The following is a 21,465-nucleotide window of genomic DNA, read 5'->3' as shown; positions in this document are numbered from 1 at the left end:
CTTGTTGTCGCGTTTGATACTTGCACGCGCTGTGCGTGGCGCCCTGTTTTGTTTCATGCTACGTTCGTTTCTGTTTTGATGGTGGACCTCGAACAAAGACCCTGCCATGACCCAACCGAGCAGCACTGAGAGCAGACGTTTCCAGCTGATCCTCATCAAGCCGTCACATTACGACGATGACGGCTATGTCATTCGCTGGTGGCGATCGATGATTCCGTCGAATTCGCTGGCCGCTGTCTACGGCATAGCCGCCGATTGTGCCGAGCGGGAAGTGCTTGGCCCCGGGGTCGCCATCGACATTGTGGCGATCGACGAGGTAAACACCCGCATCAAGATCCCAAAGCTGCTTCGCCGTCTCGAACGCAATGGCAATTTTGGGCTCGTTGCCCTGGTCGGCGTCCAGTCCAACCAGTATCCGCGTGCGCTCGATATTGCGCGTCCGTTTCGTCAGGCAGGGTTGCCGGTCATGATGGGCGGGTTCCACATCTCGGGCTGTCTGGCCATGCTGGATGGCAAGGCAGTGGAACTGGACCAGTGCCGGGAATTGGGGATCTCGATGTTCGCCGGTGAGGCCGAAGGCCGCCTTGATACGGTTCTGCGCGACGCGGCGGCGGGAGCGCTCAGGCCGCTTTACAATTTCCTCAATGATCTTCCCGGCATCGAGGGGACGCCGGTCCCTTTCCTGCCGAAGGACTATGTCGAGCATACACTTGGCTTGAGCACCAGTTTCGACGCGGGCAGAGGCTGTCCCTATCAATGCTCGTTCTGCACCATCATTAATGTCCAGGGTCGAAAATCGCGGTTCCGATCTGCCGACGACGTGGAAAAACTCGTGCGGATGAACTGGGCACAGGGGATCCATAAATTCTTCATCACCGATGACAATTTCGCCCGTAACCGGGACTGGGAAGCGATTTTCGACCGCCTGATCGAATTGCGCGAAGACGAAGGAATTCCACTCGGCTTGATGATTCAGGTCGACACACTTTGTCACAAGATCGATAACTTCATCGAGAAGGCAAAGCGCGCTGGCGTGACGCGCGTCTTTATCGGGCTTGAAAACGTCAACCCGGACAATCTTGCCGCAGCCAAGAAACGCCAGAACAAGATCACCGAGTACAGGCGTATGTTGCTGGCCTGGAAGGCCCAGGGCATCATCACCATTGCAGGATACATTCTTGGCTTTCCGGCGGACACGGCGGAAACGATCCGGCGCGACATCGCCATCATCCAGAAGGAGCTGCCGCTCGACATCGTCGAGTTCTTCTGCCTGACACCGCTTCCCGGATCGGAAGATCACCAGGTGCTGTGGAAGGCAGGCGGGGAGATGGATCCCGATCTGAACATCTATGATGTCGAACATGTCTGCATGCCGCATCCGTCGATGTCCAAGACTGAATGGGAAAACATCTATCGCGAGGCATGGTCGCTGTACTACACGCCCGAACACATGCGCACGCTGCTGCGTCGCGCCGTTGCGACCGGCGTTCCGATGCATTCCGTTGTGAAGCTTTTGGTGACATTTGCCACCGCAGTGCCTTTGGAAAACGTGCATCCGTTGCAAACCGGGATTCTCCGGCTCAGGCACCCCTCGGAACGTCGCCCGGGTCTTCCAAGCGAGAATCCCTTTGTGTTCTGGCCACGTTTTCTGTGGCAGTCGCTGCGCAAGAACATTCTCTTTGCCAGCAAGATCGTTCACCTCACGATAGTGGCGGCCCGGATTTCGCGCAAAGACGGGGCGATGCACTATACCGACCAGGCCCTGACGCCTGTCGATGATGAGGAGGAAGATACGCTCGATCTGCTCACGAAAACCACCGGTGGAACCTCGGCGGTGGCTCATCTGAAGAACGTTGCCCGGCTGACTGCTGTCGCCAGGGCCGGTTGAACTTGAGCTTGGTTGTCATGTCATGATCAGGCAACGCGCGTCTGTCGTTGAGCCTCAACCCTGCCAGTCGTCCGCCAGCATCTCGAAAAACACATGTCTTTTCAGCTGCGGATGCGTATCGGGAACCTTTGGATGGTCAAAGGTGAGGTCAGGGCGGGCACGCATTCCGATGCGGCGCATTACCGCCGTCGAACGGTGGTTGTTGTAGACCGCGAAACTGATGATGCGTTCGAGGCCCAGCTCCGCAAAACCGTAGTCGAGCCAGCGCCGCGCGGCCTCGCTGGCATAGCCCTTGCCCCAGAATTGCGGCGCCAGCCGCCAGGCGATCTCGATGGCACCGTCTTCGGCCACCGGAAGCCCATCGGTGATGTGCAAGCCTGAAAATCCTGCCACTTCCCCGGATTCGGCAATCTCAATGGCGGCAAGGCCGAAGCCGTTCTTTGCAATGCCTGCCGCAATCCGGTCCATCATCGCGTCAGCCTCCGCCCGGCTGCGACGCATCGGGAAGAATTCGATCACCTTGTCATCGGAATTGATCAGGTGGAACAGGTCCCCGTCTTGGTCCTGCCAGTTGCGCAGGATCAGCCGTTGGGTGGAGAGCGGGTTCACGGCGTCACGAAATCGGTCTTGCGATAGCCCTGCAGATACAACAGCGCCGTCAGGTCACCGTGATCGATGCGGATACCGGCTTCTGCCGCAACGGAGGGCTTGGCATGCAGCGCCACGCCGGAGCCGGCGCGGCCGAGCATGCCGAGATCATTGGCCCCATCGCCCACCGCAATCGCGTCGGCGGGATCAAGATCGAGACGGGCAGCAATCTCTTCGAGCGCATCGACCTTGGCCTGCTTGCCGAGGATAGGTTCGCGCACGATGCCAGTCAGGACCCCGTTTTCGCTTTCGAGGATATTGGCGCGGTTCTCATCAAAGCCGATCATCTCAGCGACCACCGATGTAAAGGCAGTAAATCCGCCCGAGACCAGCGCGGTGTAATGTCCGTTGGCGCGCATGGTGCCGACCAGCTCACGCCCGCCCGGGGTCAGTGTGATGCGCGCATCAATCACCTGCGCGATCACCTCGACCGGCAGCCCCTTGAGCAGGCCGACGCGTTCACGCAAGGCCGGTTCAAACGCAATCTCGCCATTCATGGCGCGCGCGGTTATCTCTGAGACCTTGTCCTTGAGACCAACCTCGGCTGCAAGTTCGTCGATGCATTCCTGGCGGATCATGGTCGAGTCCATGTCGGCAATCAGGATCTTCTTGCGTCGTGTCTCGGCCATCTGCACGGCCACGTCGATAGGCAATGTGCCAATCACCGATCTTAACGTATCCAGTGCGGATTGTCCGTCGATCCCTTCTTTAAGCGCAATGTCGCAGGCGATGCCGTCGGCAAGCCAGTAAAGCCCCGCCCCGTCGACAGCAGCAAAGGCAGCTTCGCCCAGCTTCGGCGCAAGAACAGGGTTTGACGGATTGGCGATAAGCGTGGCAACGAGGGCCATGGAACACAAACTCCAGCAACAGGATGTCTCGGCGCTTCTGATAGCCGGGCCGACCGCCAGCGGCAAGTCCGCGCTGGCGCTCTGGCTCGCGCGCGAGCTGGGCGGAGAGATTGTCAACGCGGATTCGATGCAGGTCTATAGCGTGCTCGACCGCCTGACAGCCCGCCCGGATGCGGCCGATCTGGCGGCGGTTCCGCATCATCTCTACGGCCATGTCGCACCCAGCGACATCTATTCCACCGGTATCTGGCTTGAACAGGCGACACATGTGATTGCCGGTATCCGCGCGCGGGGCGCGATCCCGGTGGTGGTCGGCGGCACCGGGCTTTATTTCAGGGCTCTGACCGGCGGCCTGTCGGACATGCCGCCCATCCCCGATGACATCCGTACCGAGCTGCGCGCGCGGCTGGAGTCGGAGGGTGTCGAGGTGCTGCACGCCGAGCTGGCGGTGCTGGACCCGGAAATGGCCGAACGGCTTCGCCCGGCGGATCGCCAGCGGATCCTGCGGGCGCTTGAAGTAGTCCGCGCCACCGGCCACTCCATTGCGGGGTTTCAGGGCCGCGGCGGCACCACGATTGTCGATCCGCTGACTGCGCGCTGTCTGGTGCTCGAACCGGAGCGGCCAGTGCTGCACGCCAGGATCAACGGGCGTTTTGCCAACATGATGGAAAATGGAGCCGTCGACGAGGTCCGCGCGTTGCTGGCATTCGATATTCCGCCGCAACACCCGGCGATGAAGGCCATTGGCGTTCGTCAGATCGCCGACTACCTGGCCGGGCGTATGTCGCGGGAGCAGGCCATCGAGCTGGCCAGCACCGCAACGCGCCAATACGCCAAGCGGCAAATGACCTGGTTCAGGAACCAATTGGGCGAAGAGTGGCAGCGAATACAGCCATAGGGCGAAAAGTATTCCAACTTGTTGCAGTTTTGCTGTTTCGTTAAGCGAACTCTAAGGGGTTGGCATTAGATTTTGTTACACGATGATGGATTTCAGTTGGGACGATGCGTTTTCACAAGGCTGAACTGTTCTTTTTTCTGCTGATGATTCTTGTAGTTGCCGGCGGGGTCTTCTCGTTGGCGGCCTTCTCCGCCGCGACCGGTGGCCATGTCGTCGGTGGCATCGAGACTTCAGCAGACTTCGCCCTCATGGGGGCCGTGCTGGCGGGCCTGTCGGTGGTTTGCGGCTTGCTTCTGGTTTACCCGACCATGTCGTCCAGCCTGCGGGAACGTGGCAAATTGCAGCAGATGACCGAATCTCTCTCTGTCCGCTCGCTCAATCTGGAACACGCGGCAGTTACCGACAGCCTGACCGGCATGTACAACCGCCGTTATTTCGACGACGCCCTTTCGGAGTATCTCGAGGCGTTCGGACATATCGACAAGCCGATCGGCATGGTTATTCTCGATCTGGATCACTTCAAGAAGGTCAACGACACCCATGGCCATGACGTGGGTGACAAGGTTCTGCGCGAAGTGGCGGAATGCCTGCAGGTCTTTACCCGCTATCATGATGTACTCGCCCGCCTGGGTGGCGAGGAGTTTGCCATTCTCTCACCCAACATCACTGAGCGGCAGCTTTACAATCTCTCTGACCGCATTCGCCAGGCCGTATCCGAGTTGCGCATTGTCAATGGCAATGTCACTCTCAAGGTAACGGTCAGCGCCGGGCTGGCGATCTGGGATCGAACCGAATCCGGCGAAGAGCTATATCGCCGGGCGGACAAGCAGCTCTACGAAGCCAAGCGCCAGGGCCGCAACCGCGTCTGCGCCGCCTGAGAGTTCTTGCGGCAGCGCCATTCCCTGAGCGCAGCCTACCCGGTTCCAGCGCAACATAACTTCCAACGACATCACCAAAAAAGGGCAGGGGCCCGCACCCAAGGTAAGTAAAGGCGGTGCCTGGCTCACGCGGAGCAACTGGAGGGAGCAGTGGAACCTCAGTTCTTGATCAGCGAGGACAGCGGTTTATTCAGAAGGCTCGATCGCAACGAACTCATCTCGCTGCGCGGTGCAGCTGCCGACGGGCTGGCGCTTTCCCTGGGCGGGTAGCCGCTCTGCCGCCCGGCCTGTGCGTCGGTCAGGCGCCGGTGCGCCGCGGCCACGTCGAACTCCTGTGCCGGGTCGATCGATGGCACCTGCGGGGTGATCGTTGGCGGCTGCGGTTTCACGGCCTCGCCTGCCTGTGCAGCGCCAGGCGCTCGCTGCGTTTCGTCGATATGGCGCATCCGCATCACGATCTTGCCGAGGTCGACATTGTTCGGGTCGCCACGGTTGACCGGTTGCAGGCCCGAATTGGCGCGGGGCAGGACGGCCTCGGAAACCCGTTCGAAAACCATTCGCATCGGCACTGCGACGGCCTCGCCGAAGGCGATCGCTTCCCCGTTGCCGATCGATGACAGGAAGCTCATCGTCGAAGCCGATGAATCCGGAATTGCCGACCGGATGATATCTTGGTCATGGTCGTTGGACAGCCGCATGGCAAACACGGTCGAGCACTGAGACAGGATCGTCGGGTCGAGCTCGCCGGGCCGCTGGGTGATCACACCGAGGCTGACGCCGTATTTCCGTCCCTCCTTGGCAATCCTGGAGATAGCCTGACGGGTTGGGAAGAAGCCGAGTTTCGGGTCCGCCGGCACGTAGCGGTGGGCTTCCTCGCAGACCACCAGAATGCGCACGCCGCCGGCGCTCCACAGCGCGATCTCGAAGGCCATCCGGCACAGGATCGAGGCGACCGAATTGACCACTTCGGACGGGATGCCCGACAGCTGGAATGTGGTGACCGGCTTGCCTTCGCCCGGGATGCGGAAGATGTGGCTGATTGTCGACAGGATCGTGTCATGGATCGTGTTCGACGAGAACATGAATTCGTAGCGCGGATCGTTGATCGCGGCCTGCACCCTGACCTTCAGCGACCGCAAATACGGCTTCTCCGAGCGTCCTTCGAGCTTGCCGATACGTTCGTCGATGAGCGCCATCAGGTCGGCGATGCGGTAGGGCACCGGTGTGTCGGCCGTAAGCGAGGATTTTTCCGGGGCGCGCCGGATCAGGGTCGTGTCGGTGGTGCCCTTGAACATCCGTTTGGCTTCCGGGATCAGGTCGCGCAGGACGTCGATTTCTTCGACGATGGGCGGCCGGCCGCGGAACAGGACTTCCGTGAACTCCTCGAGCTTGAACAGCCAGAATGGCAGGTCCAGCGTGTCGGTATCGATGACCACCGACTTTTCCGGAAAGGCAGCGGCGAATTCATTGTGCGGATCCAGGATCAGCACCCTGAGCGAAGGATCTGCTTTCAGTGCCTTGTGCAGAAGCAGCGTCACAGCCGTGGTCTTGCCCACTCCGGTGGTGCCGACAACGGCGAAGTGCCGCGACAGCAGCGAGGGCACATGCACCATCGCGCCCAGCGACGTGTCTTGCGTGAGTTTGCCGATCATGGCCGTATCGGCTACGCCGGGATCGTAAATGACGGCAAGATCTGATGTGCGCATCCGGTGCGCTACCGCGCCAAGATAGGGATACTGGGTGATACCGGCGCTGAATTCCGGTTTCCCGTTGATTCCGTTGCGGATCTCGCCGACCAGCTCGACCTCGATATGCATGACGTTTTCTGTTTCTTCGGTCCACGCCGAGGTTGCAGTCGTCATCGAGCAGACGAGGGCTGCCACCCGGTTTTCGCCGACACTGATCGATATCAGCCGGCCTACCGACCACAATTCGGCCAGACCGCCGCCGTCCTTGCTGGCAATTGCGCTCACCGTCGCCTTCGAGCCTGAGCAACCGACCACGCGCCCCATCATCCGGTTGCCCGGGGGGTAGATGCCACGGCGCCCGCGACCGTCATCCTCTGCGGGAGACGGCGCTGTCATTCCGGTGTTGCTGATTTGCCCATTATCCATCCGGCTCACCATCGCAGCACGAGGTTAATGGGGAGTTGCAGAAATCACCGCTACGCGCTTTTTGAAGCGCATATTCGTGCAATTAATCCGTTGACGCGGCGGCACCTAGACGGTACCACTTCTGACATGAACAAGATCGCGAACATTCTCGTGGTAGGACCGCGCATGGGCAGGGTGGCGTAGCCACCCGGCGAAAGCTCCCATGCGCGAAACACAGGCTCCTTCGGGGGCCTTTTTTTATGGCTTAAACCGGGCTATTGAGCTCGACAAACAGACGGACACAAGGGGTCAGGCGATATGGCCGGCAAGCAGATGGAAATGACGGGCGCGGAAATGGTTCTGCAGGCGCTGAAGGACAATGGCGTCGAACATATCTTTGGATATCCCGGCGGCGCGGTCCTGCCGATTTACGACGAACTTCACCAGCAGGATGATGTCGAGCACATTCTGGTGCGCCACGAGCAGGGTGCCGGCCACATGGCGGAAGGCTATGCCCGCTCCACCGGCAAGCCCGGCGTCGTTCTCGTCACCTCCGGACCGGGGGCGACCAACGTGGTCACCGCGTTGCAGGATGCGCTGATGGATTCGATCCCGCTGGTCTGTATCTCCGGCCAGGTTCCGACCTCGCTGATCGGCTCGGACGCGTTTCAGGAGTGCGACACCGTCGGCATCACGCGGCCCTGCACCAAGCACAACTGGCTGGTCAAGGACGTCAACCAGCTCTCCCGCATCATTCACGAAGCCTTCCGTATCGCCACCACCGGCCGTCCCGGACCCGTCGTCGTCGATATTCCCAAGGATGTCCAGTTTGCCACCGGCATCTACACGCCGCCATCGCCGGTGATCGAGCAGAAGAGCTATCAGCCGAAGGTCTCGGGCGACCTCGACAAGATTCGCGCGGCCATCGAGCTGATGGCCGGCGCCAAGCGTCCCATCATCTATTCCGGTGGCGGCGTGGTCAATTCGGGCCGCGAAGCCAGCCAGTTGCTGCGCGAACTGGTTGACCTCACCGGTTTCCCGATCACCTCGACCCTGATGGGCCTGGGCGCCTATCCGGCATCGGGCAAGAACTGGATGGGCATGCTCGGCATGCACGGCACCTATGAAGCCAACATGGCGATGCATGATTGCGATGTCATGGTCTGCATCGGCGCCCGTTTCGACGACCGCATTACCGGCCGTCTGGACGCGTTTTCACCGAAATCCAAGAAGATCCACATCGACATCGATCCGTCCTCGATCAACAAGATCGTCCGCACCGAAGTCGGGATCGTCGGCGACGTCGGTCATGTTCTCGAAGACATGGTCCGGCTGTGGCGCGCGTCGAAGAAGACCGACAGGAGCCAGCTTGCCGACTGGTGGGCGCAGATCGAAAAGTGGCGCGGCCGCAATTCGCTCGCCTATGCGTCCAACAAGGACGTCATCATGCCACAATACGCGATCCAGCGGCTTTATGAGCTGACCAAGGACCACGACACCTACATCACCACCGAAGTCGGACAGCACCAGATGTGGGCGGCGCAGTTCTACGGCTTCGAGGAACCCAACCGCTGGATGACGTCGGGTGGTCTGGGCACCATGGGCTATGGCTTCCCGGCGGCAGTCGGCGTGCAGGTTGCACACCGCGACAGCCTGGTCATCGACATCGCCGGGGATGCCTCGATTCAGATGTGTATCCAGGAAATGTCCTGTGCGGTCCAGTACGGCCTGCCGGTCAAGATCTTCATCCTGAACAACCAGTATATGGGCATGGTTCGGCAGTGGCAGCAGCTGCTGCACGGCAACCGGCTGTCGCATTCCTACACCGAATCCATGCCTGATTTCGTCAAGCTGGCCGAAGCCTATGGTGGCGTCGGCATCCGCTGCGAAAAGCCCGATGATCTCGACGATGCGATCCGCACGATGATCGACACGCCGCAGCCGGTGATCTTCGATTGCCGGGTCGCAGCCCTTGCCAACTGCTTCCCGATGATCCCGTCCGGCAAGGCCCACAACGACATGCTGCTGCCTGACGAGGCATCCGACGAAGCCGTCGCCAACGCCATCGATGCGAAAGGCCGCGCGCTCGTTTAGAGCGCCTGTTAGAGGAACAATCTCATGAACGCACAGCATCAGCCCACCGGTTCGGCCTATTTCATGACCGCCGAAACCGCCCGGCCTGAATCCCACACCCTCTCGGTGCTTGTCGACAACGAGCCGGGTGTCCTTGCCCGGGTCATCGGCCTGTTCTCCGGCCGCGGTTACAACATCGAGAGCCTGACGGTCTCGGAGACCGAACACGAGGCGCATCTGTCTCGCATCACCATCGTCACCACGGCCACGCCGCAGGTGCTCGAGCAGATCAAGTCGCAGCTCGAGCGCATTGTTCCGGTGCACCGGGTGGTCGATCTCACCGTGCGCTCGGCCGAACTCGGTCATGACAAGCCGCTCGAACGCGAGCTTGCCCTGGTCAAGGTCACCGGCACCAATGACAACCGGGTCGAAGCGCTCAGGCTCGCTGACGCCTTCCGCGCCCAGGTGATCGACGCCAACACCGAGCATTTCATCTTCGAGATCACCGGCCGGGTTTCCAAGATCGAACAGTTCATCTCGATCATGCGCCCCCTCGGCCTGGTCGAGATCTGCCGCACCGGCATCGCCGCCATGAATCGCGGTCCTCAGGGCATGTAGGGCCGCCGGCCTGTCGCTCTTGTGCTTCGAGATCCGTACCGGGCGAATTTGCGTAAATTGTGCGGGGACGGTTCTGTTCTTTCCGCTAGTCGAGATTTAGCGAAGTTGCAGATAGAGAAGCCCTTGTATTAGTGAAATACCGGTCGAATGCTCGACCGGGAGCAAAAAATATTTGAGATGATAATTAAATCCGGCTGAAAGTGCTTCTGAGAAGTAGTGCGTTACAGTTTTTTCTGCTTGACGTGATCATTTTCTGCTGCGGCCGGCAGGGTGAGAGGCGGTGTCGAAACCAAATCTTTAGATTGGGAGTGCTAAATCTCAAATATTGCGAGGAGGTGCACTATGGGATCGGCACAAGCCCAAAACGGCGAGTTTTACCTTGATGATGATGCCATAGGTGCAGCCGAGGCAACCCAACAGGCTTTGATTGACACTCAGCAACGCCTGGGAATGATGCTCGACATCATGCCAATGGGGTTGTTGATTCATACTGAACAAGGGATCCTGTTTGGCAATCAAGAAGCCTGCCGAATGCTCGGCGTCAGGAAAGAGGAGCTGGTCGGTCAGCATGTCTTGGATTTTGTAGATCCTACTGAATTCGATGCTGTTATGAACCAGTTGCAACGTTCCTTTGCAGAGGGTGCTGAGGTTATCAACAAGGAGACCCTCCTGAGCGCGGGCGACGGGCCGCCCATTAACATCAAACTGATAAGCGCACGCCTGCCCTGGGCCGGAACGCCGGTCATTCAGGTTCTGTTTCAAGATGTTTCTGACCTGAAGCTCAAGGAGCAGTCGCTTGAGCGGCTCTCGACCACCGACGAATTGACCGGGGCGTTCAATAGGCGCCATGTTTTCGCTATCGCAGCCGATTGCATGGAGAATGCCAGCGTGTCTGACCGGGACCTCTCTGTGCTACTACTGGATGTGGATCACTTCAAGAAAATCAATGACAGCTACGGCCACGGGCTGGGTGATCAGGCTCTCATCGCGTTGGCCAGGTGCGGTGCCGAAGCCGTCGGGCCGGAGAAAGGCGTGTTTGCGCGTATCGGTGGCGAGGAATTCCTTGTCCTTCTTCCCGGGTTGAATGAAACGGCCGCTGCGGCCGTTGGCGAGAAACTGCGCAAATCAATCGGGCGCATCGAAATACCGACGAATGACGGTGCGTTGCGCTTCTCGATCTCGGTCGGCGTGGCCACCCGTTCACCTGAAGATACGGAATTCGGAAAGATTGTCGCGCGAGCAGACGAGGCGCTCTATGAGGCCAAAAACACGGGACGCAACCGGGTTGTTGTCGCGCACTGACCCTGGCTGAAGGTCAAGGTACATCCATCTCCGCAACACGAAGCCGGTGTTTTCCGCTCTCTTGAAGAGCCGGGATTGTCCGTGCGCGGCCGTTTTCCCGGGGCTTCGTTGGCGAACAGGTTGGGCGCGGTGCTGTCCGAGGTAGGGTGTCTGACCGGGTCTTGATCCTCTTTTCGTGCGGCGTTTTCAGATCATCTGCAGGGGTTCGCGCGCGCGGGGCGGTGGGAAGATCTTGTCGAGTTCCGCCAATTGATCCGCGGTCAGTGAAATGTCGGCCGCGGCGCGGTTTTCAGCCACCCGTTCCGGGCTCGATGATTTCGGGATCGCAATCACGTTATCGCGGTGAAGCAGAAACGCCAGCGCCAGTTGCGCCGGCGGCAGCCCGAGCCGTTTTGCCATTCTGCCCAGCCCCGGATGCCGGAGCAACCGGCCTTCGTCGAGCGGCGAATAGGCCATCAGAGGCATCGCCTTGTCAGCCATCCACGGCATGAGGTCGAATTCGATGCCGCGGGTCGACAGGTTGTAGAGCACCTGGTTGGCGGCACAATTGTCGCCATGCGGCAGGGCGGAGAGCTGCCGCATGGCGAGCGTGTCGAAATTGGAAACGCCCCAGCGCTTGATCTTGCCGGCTGCGCGCAATTCCTCAAAAGCCTCGACGGTTCCGCCGAGCGGATGTCGGCCGGGCCAGTGCAGCAGGTAGAGGTCGATATGATCGGTTCCGAGCCGTTTCAGGCTCGCCTCGCAGGCCGCGATGGTGCCGTGACGGCTGGCGTTGGAGGGCAGCACCTTGGAGACGAGAAAGACCTCGTCACGCCGGCCTTTGATGGCTTCGCCGGTGACCTCTTCCGCACCGCCATTGGCATACATTTCCGCCGTGTCGATCAGTGTCATGCCGGACGCGATGCCTGCCTGCAACGCCCGCACTTCGCCCGCCTTTTCGCCGCCGCGTTCGCCCATGTGCCAGGTGCCGAGTCCGAGCGCTGGAACACTCTGTCCGTCGCTGAACGCCGCCTTTGGTAGCGCTTGGCCCATTTAGGTCTCCTTTGTTGGGTTGCCATCACATTCTCGAATGCCGGTATGACGACAATTTGTTTGTCTCGCGGCAACGGTGGTTTATCACATCGGGACCGGCATCGGGCCGGCGGGAAAGACCATGGCACTCGAAACCTTCCTCACCCTGATCGCTTTTGCCTTCGTTGCCTCCGGCACGCCGGGCCCGAACACCATGATGCTGTTCACATCCGGCGTGAATTTCGGCTTCCGCAACACCGTGCCGCACATGGCGGGCATCGGCATCGGATTTCTGGCACTGCTTTTGGGCGTCGGCTTCGGGCTTGGCACCTTGCTGACGGCCTTTCCGTCGCTTTATCTGGTTCTCAAGATCGTGGGTGGTGGCTATCTCGTCTATATCGCCTGGCGCATTGCAATATCGAACACGTTGCCCGAAGCGAAGGCTGGTGCGCGGCCGATGACGTTTCTCGAGGCGGCGGCGTTCCAGTGGGTCAACCCCAAGGCCTGGGTGATGCTGGTCACCGCCATGGGAATTTACACCGACCCTGCACATTACGCCGACACGGTGCTGCTGATCTTTTTGGCCTTTGCGCTTGCCACCATACCCTGCGTTGCAGCCTGGGCCGGGTTCGGCTCCGTGCTCAGGTCCTGGCTGGCCGATCCGCTGCGGCTCAAATGGTTCAACATCACCATGGCCGTGTTACTGATCCTCAGCCTCTGGCCGATGTTGCGGTAGCGGATCGCAAGGACTACGCTCACGCCATGACACACGACCATCCTGACCACGATCACCACCACGACAACGAGCTTGATCCCTTCGCCGCCCGGGTCAAGGCGCTGGAGACGATCCTTGTCGAAAAGGGCCTGATCGATCCCGCTGCCATCGACGCCATCGTCGACACCTACGAGCACAAGGTCGGCCCGCGCAACGGCGCCCGCGTGGTGGCGAAAGCCTGGTCCGATCCGGAGTTTGCGGAATGGCTCAAGCGTGACGCCACCGCAGCCATCGCCTCGCTCGGTTACATGGGCCGCCAGGGCGAGCACATGCAGGCGGTCTTCAACACCGAAGACACTCACAATCTCGTCGTCTGCACGTTGTGTTCCTGCTACCCCTGGACCGTGCTCGGCGTGCCGCCGGTCTGGTACAAGGCGCCGCCCTATCGCAGCCAGGCGGTCATCAATCCGCGCGGCGTGCTGGCCGAATTCGGTCTCATTCTTCCCGAGGACACCCGCATCCGGGTGTGGGATTCCACCGCCGAGCTGCGCTACATGGTGGTGCCGACGCGCCCGGTGGAAACCGAAGGCCTCGGCGAAGACGAGCTTGCCCGGCTGGTCACCCGCGACGCCATGATCGGCACCGGCCTGCCGCTCATGCCCGGGTCGCGCGAACCCGGTGCTGTGTGGCCACCGGAGGCCGGCAATGGGGCAGCATCATGAACGGCCCGCACGATCTTGGCGGACAGATGGGCTTCGGCCCGGTCGCGCCCGAAACCAACGAACCGGTGTTTCATGCCGATTGGGAAAGGCGCGCGCTCGGCGTGACGCTGGCCACCGGCGCGTTCGGCGCCTGGACCATTGACGAAAGCCGCCATGCCCGCGAAAGCCTGCACCCGGCAGTCTATTATTCCTCCAGCTATTACGAGATCTGGATCAGGGCGCTGGAAACCCTGCTCGAACGTTACGGCTTTGTCGCGGCCGACGAGCTGCTGGCGGGCCACAAGATCTGGCCCGGCGTCACGCCAAAGCGGGTGCTACATGAAAACGATGTTGCCGCGGTTCTTTCCCGTGGCGGGCCCTGCAACCGGGACGTTTCGACTGAGCCCCGTTTCAAGCCCGGCGACCGGGTCCGCACCATCAATGAACACCCCGAAGGCCACACGCGGCTGCCGCGCTATGCGCGCGACAAGACAGGCACCATCGAGGCCGTGCGCGAAGGCTTCGTCTTCCCCGACAGCAATGCGCACGGCAAGGGCGAAAACCCCGAACATGTCTATACCGTCTGTTTCGACGGACGCGAACTCTGGGGGCAGCGGGCTGATCCGGCGCTGACCGTGTCGATTGATGCTTGGGAGAGCTATCTTGAGCCGGCCTGAACCATCCGCCGCGGCTGGTCCAGATGCCGGCGCCGCCGACACGCCGTTCCGCCTGCCTGTCGGTTCGGGACCTGATGCGCCTGTCTTCGCCGAACCCTGGCAGGCCCAGGCCTTCGCGCTCGCCGTGGCGCTGCATCAGCGCGGTGTCTTCACCTGGAGCGAATGGGCGGCGGAACTGTCCCGCCAGGTGGCCAGGCCGAATGCCGCACAGGATGGCAGCGATTATTACCAGCACTGGCTCGCAGCAATCGAAGCGCTGCTGTCGCAAAAGGGTGTGACCGGTTCCGAGATGATCGATGCGGTCTCACACGCCTGGCAACGCGCCGCCCACGCCACCCCGCACGGCCAGCCGATCCTTCTGGAAAACGACCCGGAGCGGGCGTAAGGCCCGAACTTTCAATCCAGCCAGTCCGGCGCCTTGTTGAACGGTGTGCCGAAGCGTGCGAGCCACAGGCTGCGGGCGATGCGCCGGGCGATCACCTGGATCGGGGCTGCTATTTCGGTCTCGAACAGCTCCGCCGTGGTCTGTTCGAACAATTCCAGCCACAGCCGGAAATCACCCTCCTGCAGGTCCGGCAAACCATTGTGCTTGACCACCGGCTGGCCGGAATACTCGCCCGAATGCAACAGCACCGAACGCCAGAACAGGTTCATCCGCTCAAGATGGGGGGGCCATTTGCCCGCGAGCCGGTTCTCGAACAGCGGGCCGAGCCGTGGGTGCTGGCGGACCGCACTGTAAAACCGCTCAACCAGCAGCGCGATCTCGTCCGGAGTGATCGCGACGTCCGGAACCCGCGGCGGCGCCGGCCGGGCGTTGATGACGAATGGATCGGGCCGGTCAGCCATAATATTTCAAGGCGATCAACAGCGTCACCGCTCCCCAGACGCACATGTTGATGAAGGAGCGGATCAGGCCGCCATCCTGTTCGACGCTGATGCCGAGCTGGCGGCGCACCAGATCGCCCGGAAGCAGAAAAAGCCAAAGCAGTGTTTTCATGGCACCCTCTTTTCTGGTATTTTGATTACCACTATTCGCTCGCACGACTAAAAGCAATATATGAAATACCACTATCGAGGTAGATGATGCGCCTGACGCTTCACACTGACTACGCTTTCCGCGTTCTCATGGCGCTGGGCCGGGCGCCGGCCGAGGTCAAGTCGGTCGATGATCTGGCGCGCGAATTTGGCGTCTCGAAACACCACCTGATGAAGGTTGCACAGAACCTCACCGCCGGCGGCTTCGTCACCCCGGTGCGTGGCCGCAACGGCGGATTGCGGCTGGCCATGCCGCCGGGTGAGATCGGTCTCAGGGCGGTGGCCGAACATATGGAACCCGATTTCAACATCGCCGGCTGTTTTGGCGGCGACGATTGCGTGTTCCTTCCAGGCTGCGGGCTCAAGGGCGTGCTCGGCCAGGCCAGATCGGCCTTCCTGCAAACGCTCGGCAAGCACAACCTGGCCTCGATCCTCTGATTGAAGGCCGCGAAGCCCGTGGATGCTCCCGATTTGTGTCCGCCGGATCAAAAAATCATTCCATAAAATGACATGGGCGGACATGACTCCGAATCAGATCCGGGGTGACGGGAAGAAGAAAATGTCGCGCGCCCGGGTCGGGGAGCAGCACTCGGCCAAGCTGCATGCAAGAATTAATCAGCCTCCATTCCCATGCGCGACACGTCGCGGCGAATCTGCCAAGAGAGGCCATGAAGTTTTCACCGCAACAGGATGAGGCGCTCAAGGCCGTCTCGCGATGGCTCAAGGACGGCCGCACGCCGATCTTCCGGCTGTTCGGCTATGCCGGCACCGGCAAGACCACGCTGGCGAGGTATTTCGCCGAGCATGTCGATGGCGAGGTGCTGTTTGCCGCCTTCACCGGCAAGGCGGCGCAGGTGTTGCGCGCCCGTGGCGCTACCAATGCCCGCACCATCCACTCGCTGATCTACCGGCCCAAAGGGGAGGAAGAGGTGTCAGACGAGGAGACCGGCAAGACCACGGTCTCGCCGCTGTTCTCGATCAACCGGCAGAGCCCGCTGGCGCAGGCGGCCCTCATCATCATCGACGAATGCTCGATGGTCGACGAGGCGCTGGGCCGCGACCTGATGAGCTTCGGCACGCCGATCCTGGTCCTGGGTGATCCGGGCCAGTTGCCGCCGATTTCCGGGGGGGGCTTCTTCACCGAGCACGAACCCGATATCCTGCTTACCGAGATCCATCGCCAGGCCCGCGACAACCCGATCATTGATCTGGCCATGCGGGTGCGTGAAGGCAACGAGATCATGCATGGCGACTACGGCACCGCCCAGGTGATCGGCAAGAACCAGGTCGATCGTGACATGGTACTGGAAGCCGATCAGGTGCTGGTCGGCACCAACCGCACCCGCCGCCGCTACAACCAGCGCCTGCGCGAGCTCAAGGGCTTTACCCAGGCCTTCCCGCAGGCCGGTGACAAGCTGGTGTGTCTCAGGAACGATCCCTCGAAAGCGCTGCTTAACGGATCGCTCTGGCAGGTGATGACCTCGTCAAAGGAAACCGTCAAACCCGGCATCAACCTGCTGGTCCGGCCCGAAGACGACGACATGGATCGCGGCTCCGCCAAGATCAAGCTGCTCAAAAGCGTCTTCGACGATCCCGATCTCGAGGTGCCCTGGCAGACCAGGAAGCGCTACGACGATTTTGACTATGGTTATGCGCTCACCGTGCACAAGGCGCAGGGCTCGCAGTGGAACTCCGTCGTCCTATTCGATGAAAGCTACGCCTTCCGCGAAACCCGCGAGCGTTGGCTCTACACCGCGATCACACGCGCTGCCGAGCGGTTGGTGATCGTCCGGTAGACCGTTTCGAGAACTTGTCCGACCGCGATCGGCTTCTCCGAACCTGGATATCTGATCCGCCTTGTCGCTTGTCGCAGGTCTGCACGGTATTTGGATTGGGTGCCTTAAATATGTGCACTGCACAAAACTTTTGCTAACGACATCTTCCGGTCTATTGACTCCTCTTTGAGGCGGTACCTATTCTCACTCCGGTACTTATCATTGACCCTCATTCTGACGGGAGTTCACCCATGTTCCTTCGCACAATGCTGGCCGTCGCGATGCTCGGCGCAACTGCTGCCCACGCAGAAACCGACATGCCATTCGCCCTTGACTGGAAATTCGAGGGACCGGCTGCTCCCTTTTTTGCCGCTATTGACAACGGCTATTACGCCGACAAGGGACTGAACGTGTCCGTCGAGGCCGGCAACGGATCGCTGGATGCCATTCCGAAAGTGGCGACCGGAGCGTTTCCGGTTGGCTCTGCCGATATCAACAGCCTGATCAAGTTTCTCGACCAGAACCCGGATGCACCGGTGATTGCGGCCATGATGCTCTACGACAAGCCGCCTTTTGCGGTGATCGGCAGAAAGTCGCTCGGGATCACGGATCCGAAAAGCCTCGAAGGCAAGGTCCTCGGTGCCCCGCCACCGGATGGCGCCTGGGCCCAGTTCCCGATCTTTGCCGCCGAGAACGATCTCGACATGGACAAGATCACGGTTGAACCGGTCGGCTTTCCGACCCGCGAGCCGATGCTGGCCGAAGGCAATGTCGCCGCGATCACCGGCTTTTCCTTCACCTCCTATCTGAACTCGGCGCGTCTTGGCGTTCCCGAGGACGATCTGGTCACCCTGCTGATGGCCGATTACGGCGTGAAGCTCTACGGCAACGTCATCATCGTCAACACCGACTTCGCCGAAAAGAACCCCGAAGCCGTCAAGGACTTTCTGGCGGCGACCGCCGAGGGCTGGAAAGCCGCCGCTGCCGATCCGGCAGCCGTTATTCCGATGCTGATCGAGCGCAATCCGGCGGCCGATGCGGCGCTGGAGCAGCGCCGCCTGGAACTGGCGCTCGAGGCGAATGTGCTGACCGACGCGGTCAAGGCGAACGGATTCGGCGTCATCGACAGCGACCGCATGGCTGAATCCCTCAAGCAGATTGCCACCACCTACAGCTTCACCACGACTCCGGACGCGGCGCTGTACTTCACCGACGCCTATCTGCCGGCCGGCGGCTTCAAGCTGACGGATTGAGTTTGGAAAATCTGATTGAAATCAAGGCGGTGCGGCATTCATACCGCACCGCTTCCGGTCCGCTCCCGGTGCTCGACGGTCTTGAGATGTCGGTGCCCGAAGGCGGTTTCGTGGCTGTCGTCGGCCCGTCGGGCTGTGGCAAGTCGACACTCACCCGACTGGTCGCGGGGCTTTTGATCCCCGATCATGGCGAGGTCTATGTTCACGGCACCCGGATCACCGCGCCGCGCTCGAATGTCGGCATGGCGTTCCAGAACCCGGTCCTACTCGAATGGCGGACCATCCTGCAGAATGTGCTGCTGCCGCTGGAGATCGTGCCCTCGAAGCTCTCCAAGGCCGAGGGCGAAGAGCGCGCCCGCAGGCTGCTGGCCCTTGTCGGCCTCGAGGGATTCGAAAACAAGCGTCCGTCCGAACTCTCCGGCGGCATGAAACAGCGCGCTTCCCTGTGCCGCGCGCTGATCCATTCGCCCGAAGTTCTCATTCTTGATGAGCCATTCGGGGCGCTGGATGCCTTCACCCGCGAGGATCTCTGGCAGATCATGCACCGGGTGAAAGCCGAAGAGCCGTTCACCGGCGTTCTCATCACCCATGATCTGCGCGAGTCGATCTTCCTGGCCGACCAGGTCGTGGTGTTGTCCGGACGGCCCGCAAAGACACAATTCGTGCTCGATGTTCCCGACACCGGCCCCCGGACCCTCGACCATCTCTATACGCCCGAGGCTGCGGCCATGCTCAACACCTTGCGCCACCAGATCGAGATTGCCCAGGGCAGGGTGCCGGCGGGAGCCGCCGCATGACGGGGCGTCAGGTCTACGTGCCCGTTCTCGCGGTGATCGTGTTTCTGGCGCTGTGGGAAGCGCTGGTCTGGGTCATGGGCTGGCCCAACTACAAGATGGCCTCGCCGAGCGACCTGATCCCGGCCTATCAAAAATACTGGGAGCTGTTCCTTGTGATGGGCTGGCAGACCCTGTGGCGCACGGTTGTGGGCCTGTTGCTGGCCGTCGTCTTCGGCATCGCGCTTGGCATGATCATGGGATTTTCCAGGGTGATGCGCGATGCGCTCTATCCGCTCCTGGTCGGCTTCAACGCCGTGCCGAAGGCCACCGTGGTGCCGATCGTCGCCCTGATGTTCGTCGGCGCGCATGATTTCAACACCGTGCTGATCGCCTTCATGATCAGCTTCTTCCCGATCGCGGTTTCCGTGTCGATCGGGCTGTCGACGCTGGAGCCCGAATACCGCGATATCCTGAGGTCGCTCGGTGCATCGCAGGCGACGATCTTCTGGAAGATCGCGTTGCCCAAGACCTTGCCGGAGTTTTTCGGCGCACTCAAGGTGGCGGTCACGCTGGCCTTTATCGGCACCAACCTGATGGAAATCGTCTCGCCCCATGGCCGCGGGCTCGGCGCATTGTTCGACAGCGGCAAGACCAACTCGGACTACCCGCTGATGTTCGCCGTTCTGATCGCCTTGGCCTTCCTCGGCATCGTGCTTTACTACGTGGTGGTCGCACTCGAACGGATTTTCGCCGGCTGGGCCGACCGCACGGCTTGATTTCAGGCAATGCGCCGCCGGAACCTCGAGTTCCGGCGACTTGACCGTCATATGGAATGACCCGGCTCGTGCGCACGTTGCAGCCACAATCCAGGGCGCTCCATGCCTGGACGATTGGCAAGATGCCTTACGTCGAGGCACCGCACCGCGATTTCGACAATCGTGCTGGTTAAAGGCTGATTGCCTCCAACCTCTCATCTTCGCATCGGTCAAGGACAATCTGCTGTTTCTCGATCCATCATTGAACTATGCAGCAGGCACCGGCAATGATCTTGCCCTGACACTGGAGCGCAATGATATCGATTTTGCCTCCACGGCCCGGACAAGGAACCAGTCCTCGATCGCCTCGGCCATCGAAGCGCTCGGCGCCACAAGCGCGATCTACAAGGGTGTTGTCGCGACCGTGTCCAGCGATACGCTGGCGCAGGCCGCCTACAACAGCCTCTCCAGCGAAATCAATGCAAGCCTTCGTTCAGTGCTGATCAATGACAGCCGCCTGTCGCGTGGCGCGGTGCTCTCGCATCTGGCCTCCGCCAAGGCCGGATCTCCGATCTGGGGGCAGGCCATCGGCAATTGGAACAGTTTTGCCGGCGACGGAAATGCTGCCGCCGCCACGAGCGCCACCGGCGGATTTGTCTACGGTTTGGACCACGCCTATTCAGACGCCGTTACAATCGGTCTTATGGGCGGTTACACCCAGATCGGCATGTCGGTCAGCGAACGGGCTTCCAACGCCGATTTGGAAACGCTCCAGGCCGGCATAAATCTCGGCGGAGTCCATGGCGGGTGGAGCTACAAGGCGGGCCTGTTGGCTGCCTACAACACGGTTGACACCGTTCGTACGGCAGCCGTCTCCGGTGCCTTCTCCCAGTCTTTGAACTCGGTTCAGGAAATCCTCAGTGCCCAGGCCTTTGTCGAGACGGGCTATGCCTTCATCGTCGACGGGGCCAGGCTCGAGCCGTTTGCCGGTCTTGCTCAGGTGCATCTGCGCAACTCAGGTTTCGCTGAACAGGGCGGCTCTGCGGCGCTGGCGGCTGCAAGTCAGCACAACAACGTTACCTTCTCCTGGATCGGTCTGCGGCCAGAGACGGAAATGTCGCTGCTGGGCCTCGAAGCGACCGCGAAGGCGAGTGCTGCTTTGCAGCACGCCAGCGCCGGCAACACAAGTTTCGCCCACGGCTTTGCCGGTGGCAGTGCGTTCACGATCAACGGTGCCTCGTTTGCTCGCGCCATGGCGCTTATTGAAGCCGGCCTTGCCGTTAAATTCGACAGCGGCGCCGAACTCGACTTAAGCTATCAGGGCCAGTTTGCCAGCAATGCGAAGAGCCACGGCTTCAATGCCCGGCTGTCCGCAAAGTTCTGACGGCTGCGGCAAGGCTGTGGCGCGGGCCCAATGCCTGCCGCAGCCGGTCCAGAGTTCGGGGCAGGGTCGGACAGGGTCCGAAGCCTGAAGCCATGATGGCTGTGAAAATGCTGCGCCCGCGTGTAGGGATGGACAGC

Annotated in this window: 22 protein-coding genes; 16 read left to right on the top strand and 6 right to left on the bottom strand. The window is 61.0% G+C overall.

All coding sequences use genetic code 11. The features are described 5' to 3' along the window. Positions 1–106: 106 nt before the first annotated feature. Entirely contained in the window at positions 107–1,888 is a 1,782-nt protein-coding gene (locus tag CRO46_RS12135; RefSeq protein WP_097108034.1) for a B12-binding domain-containing radical SAM protein, read from the top strand. 54 nt (positions 1,889–1,942) lie between these two features. On the opposite strand, the gene CRO46_RS12130 is transcribed toward CRO46_RS12135, so the two are convergent. Together CRO46_RS12130 and serB are read right to left on the bottom strand one after the other, a co-directional pair. After that, complete coding sequence (locus CRO46_RS12130) at positions 1,943–2,497, bottom strand: GNAT family N-acetyltransferase (RefSeq protein ID WP_097108033.1); 555 nt, start codon at positions 2,495–2,497, stop codon at positions 1,943–1,945. Beyond that, positions 2,494–3,384 (bottom strand): phosphoserine phosphatase SerB, encoded by an 891-nt coding sequence (serB, locus tag CRO46_RS12125; RefSeq protein WP_097108032.1) that lies wholly within the window; start codon positions 3,382–3,384, stop codon positions 2,494–2,496. Before serB ends, CRO46_RS12130 begins: the two co-directional genes overlap by 4 nt. Here serB and miaA point away from each other — a divergent pair. Continuing rightward, positions 3,383–4,282, top strand: coding sequence for a tRNA (adenosine(37)-N6)-dimethylallyltransferase MiaA (gene miaA / locus CRO46_RS12120; RefSeq protein WP_097108031.1), 900 nt, complete (start codon positions 3,383–3,385; stop codon positions 4,280–4,282). The genes serB and miaA overlap by 2 nt on opposite strands. Before the next feature lie 104 nt (positions 4,283–4,386). After that, on the top strand, positions 4,387–5,160 hold the full coding sequence (locus tag CRO46_RS12115; RefSeq protein ID WP_097108030.1) for a GGDEF domain-containing protein: 774 nt from the start codon (positions 4,387–4,389) through the stop codon (positions 5,158–5,160). Positions 5,161–5,318: 158 nt separating this feature from the next. Here the strand turns inward: CRO46_RS12115 and CRO46_RS12110 are convergent, their stop codons facing one another. Further along, a complete protein-coding gene (locus CRO46_RS12110) occupies positions 5,319–7,244 on the bottom strand; it encodes an ATP-binding protein (RefSeq protein ID WP_097108029.1) in 1,926 nt (641 codons plus the stop codon). 327 nt (positions 7,245–7,571) lie between these two features. Here CRO46_RS12110 and CRO46_RS12105 point away from each other — a divergent pair, with 327 nt between their 5' ends. From CRO46_RS12105 to CRO46_RS12095, 3 genes are all read left to right on the top strand, one after another. Then, on the top strand, positions 7,572–9,347 hold the full coding sequence (locus tag CRO46_RS12105) for an acetolactate synthase 3 large subunit (RefSeq protein ID WP_097108028.1): 1,776 nt from the start codon (positions 7,572–7,574) through the stop codon (positions 9,345–9,347). A gap of 24 nt (positions 9,348–9,371) precedes the next feature. Beyond that, positions 9,372–9,944, top strand: coding sequence for an acetolactate synthase small subunit (gene ilvN / locus CRO46_RS12100; RefSeq protein ID WP_097108027.1), 573 nt, complete (start codon positions 9,372–9,374; stop codon positions 9,942–9,944). A gap of 342 nt (positions 9,945–10,286) precedes the next feature. Next, positions 10,287–11,246 (top strand): sensor domain-containing diguanylate cyclase, encoded by a 960-nt coding sequence (locus CRO46_RS12095; protein WP_097108026.1) that lies wholly within the window; start codon positions 10,287–10,289, stop codon positions 11,244–11,246. A gap of 186 nt (positions 11,247–11,432) precedes the next feature. Here the strand turns inward: CRO46_RS12095 and CRO46_RS12090 are convergent, their stop codons facing one another. Continuing rightward, positions 11,433–12,278 carry an aldo/keto reductase gene (locus CRO46_RS12090; protein ID WP_097108025.1) on the bottom strand — a complete coding sequence of 282 codons (846 nt, stop codon included), beginning with the start codon at positions 12,276–12,278 and terminating at the stop codon, positions 11,433–11,435. A gap of 121 nt (positions 12,279–12,399) precedes the next feature. Here CRO46_RS12090 and CRO46_RS12085 point away from each other — a divergent pair, with 121 nt between their 5' ends. Genes CRO46_RS12085 through CRO46_RS12070 form a run of 4 tightly spaced genes read left to right on the top strand, consistent with a single transcriptional unit; the run spans position 12,400 to position 14,735 of the window. Further along, on the top strand, positions 12,400–12,993 hold the full coding sequence (locus tag CRO46_RS12085) for a LysE family translocator (protein WP_097108024.1): 594 nt from the start codon (positions 12,400–12,402) through the stop codon (positions 12,991–12,993). 26 nt (positions 12,994–13,019) lie between these two features. Next, positions 13,020–13,694 (top strand): nitrile hydratase subunit alpha, encoded by a 675-nt coding sequence (gene nthA / locus CRO46_RS12080; RefSeq protein WP_097108023.1) that lies wholly within the window; start codon positions 13,020–13,022, stop codon positions 13,692–13,694. Next, entirely contained in the window at positions 13,691–14,350 is a 660-nt protein-coding gene (gene nthB, locus CRO46_RS12075) for a nitrile hydratase subunit beta (protein WP_097108022.1), read from the top strand. Before nthA ends, nthB begins: the two co-directional genes overlap by 4 nt. Then, positions 14,337–14,735 (top strand): nitrile hydratase accessory protein, encoded by a 399-nt coding sequence (locus CRO46_RS12070; RefSeq protein ID WP_425479271.1) that lies wholly within the window; start codon positions 14,337–14,339, stop codon positions 14,733–14,735. The genes nthB and CRO46_RS12070 overlap by 14 nt, the downstream gene beginning before the upstream one ends. Before the next feature lie 11 nt (positions 14,736–14,746). On the opposite strand, the gene CRO46_RS12065 is transcribed toward CRO46_RS12070, so the two are convergent. Both CRO46_RS12065 and CRO46_RS19985 read right to left on the bottom strand, forming a co-directional pair. Next, positions 14,747–15,196, bottom strand: a complete 450-nt coding sequence (locus CRO46_RS12065) for a group III truncated hemoglobin (protein ID WP_097108020.1) — start codon at positions 15,194–15,196, stop codon at positions 14,747–14,749. After that, positions 15,189–15,347 (bottom strand): hypothetical protein, encoded by a 159-nt coding sequence (locus CRO46_RS19985; protein WP_179759041.1) that lies wholly within the window; start codon positions 15,345–15,347, stop codon positions 15,189–15,191. Before CRO46_RS19985 ends, CRO46_RS12065 begins: the two co-directional genes overlap by 8 nt. A gap of 86 nt (positions 15,348–15,433) precedes the next feature. On the opposite strand from CRO46_RS19985, the gene CRO46_RS12060 reads away from it, so the two are divergent. The 6 genes from CRO46_RS12060 to CRO46_RS12035 all read left to right on the top strand — a co-directional run bounded on the left by CRO46_RS12060 (position 15,434) and on the right by CRO46_RS12035 (position 21,328). Next, a complete protein-coding gene (locus CRO46_RS12060) occupies positions 15,434–15,823 on the top strand; it encodes an RrF2 family transcriptional regulator (protein ID WP_097108263.1) in 390 nt (129 codons plus the stop codon). Between the two features lie 230 nt (positions 15,824–16,053). Continuing rightward, positions 16,054–17,181: an ATP-dependent DNA helicase gene (locus CRO46_RS12055; protein WP_097108019.1), complete on the top strand. Its 1,128-nt coding sequence runs from the start codon at positions 16,054–16,056 to the stop codon at positions 17,179–17,181. 230 nt (positions 17,182–17,411) lie between these two features. Further along, positions 17,412–18,413, top strand: coding sequence for an ABC transporter substrate-binding protein (locus CRO46_RS12050; RefSeq protein WP_097108018.1), 1,002 nt, complete (start codon positions 17,412–17,414; stop codon positions 18,411–18,413). Positions 18,414–18,415: 2 nt separating this feature from the next. Next, complete coding sequence (locus CRO46_RS12045; protein ID WP_097108017.1) at positions 18,416–19,210, top strand: ABC transporter ATP-binding protein; 795 nt, start codon at positions 18,416–18,418, stop codon at positions 19,208–19,210. Beyond that, a complete protein-coding gene (locus CRO46_RS12040) occupies positions 19,207–19,965 on the top strand; it encodes an ABC transporter permease (RefSeq protein WP_097108016.1) in 759 nt (252 codons plus the stop codon). Before CRO46_RS12045 ends, CRO46_RS12040 begins: the two co-directional genes overlap by 4 nt. 241 nt (positions 19,966–20,206) lie before the next feature. Beyond that, a complete protein-coding gene (locus tag CRO46_RS12035; protein WP_179759040.1) occupies positions 20,207–21,328 on the top strand; it encodes an autotransporter outer membrane beta-barrel domain-containing protein in 1,122 nt (373 codons plus the stop codon). The last annotated feature ends 137 nt before the right edge of the window (positions 21,329–21,465 follow it).

Origin of the sequence: Parahoeflea halophila, assembly GCF_900220985.1 — a bacterium.
GTDB classification, from domain to species: domain Bacteria; phylum Pseudomonadota; class Alphaproteobacteria; order Rhizobiales; family Rhizobiaceae; genus Hoeflea; species Hoeflea halophila.
The sequence above is the reverse complement of the archived record's forward strand: the minus strand, read 5'-3'. Positions and strand labels throughout refer to the sequence as shown.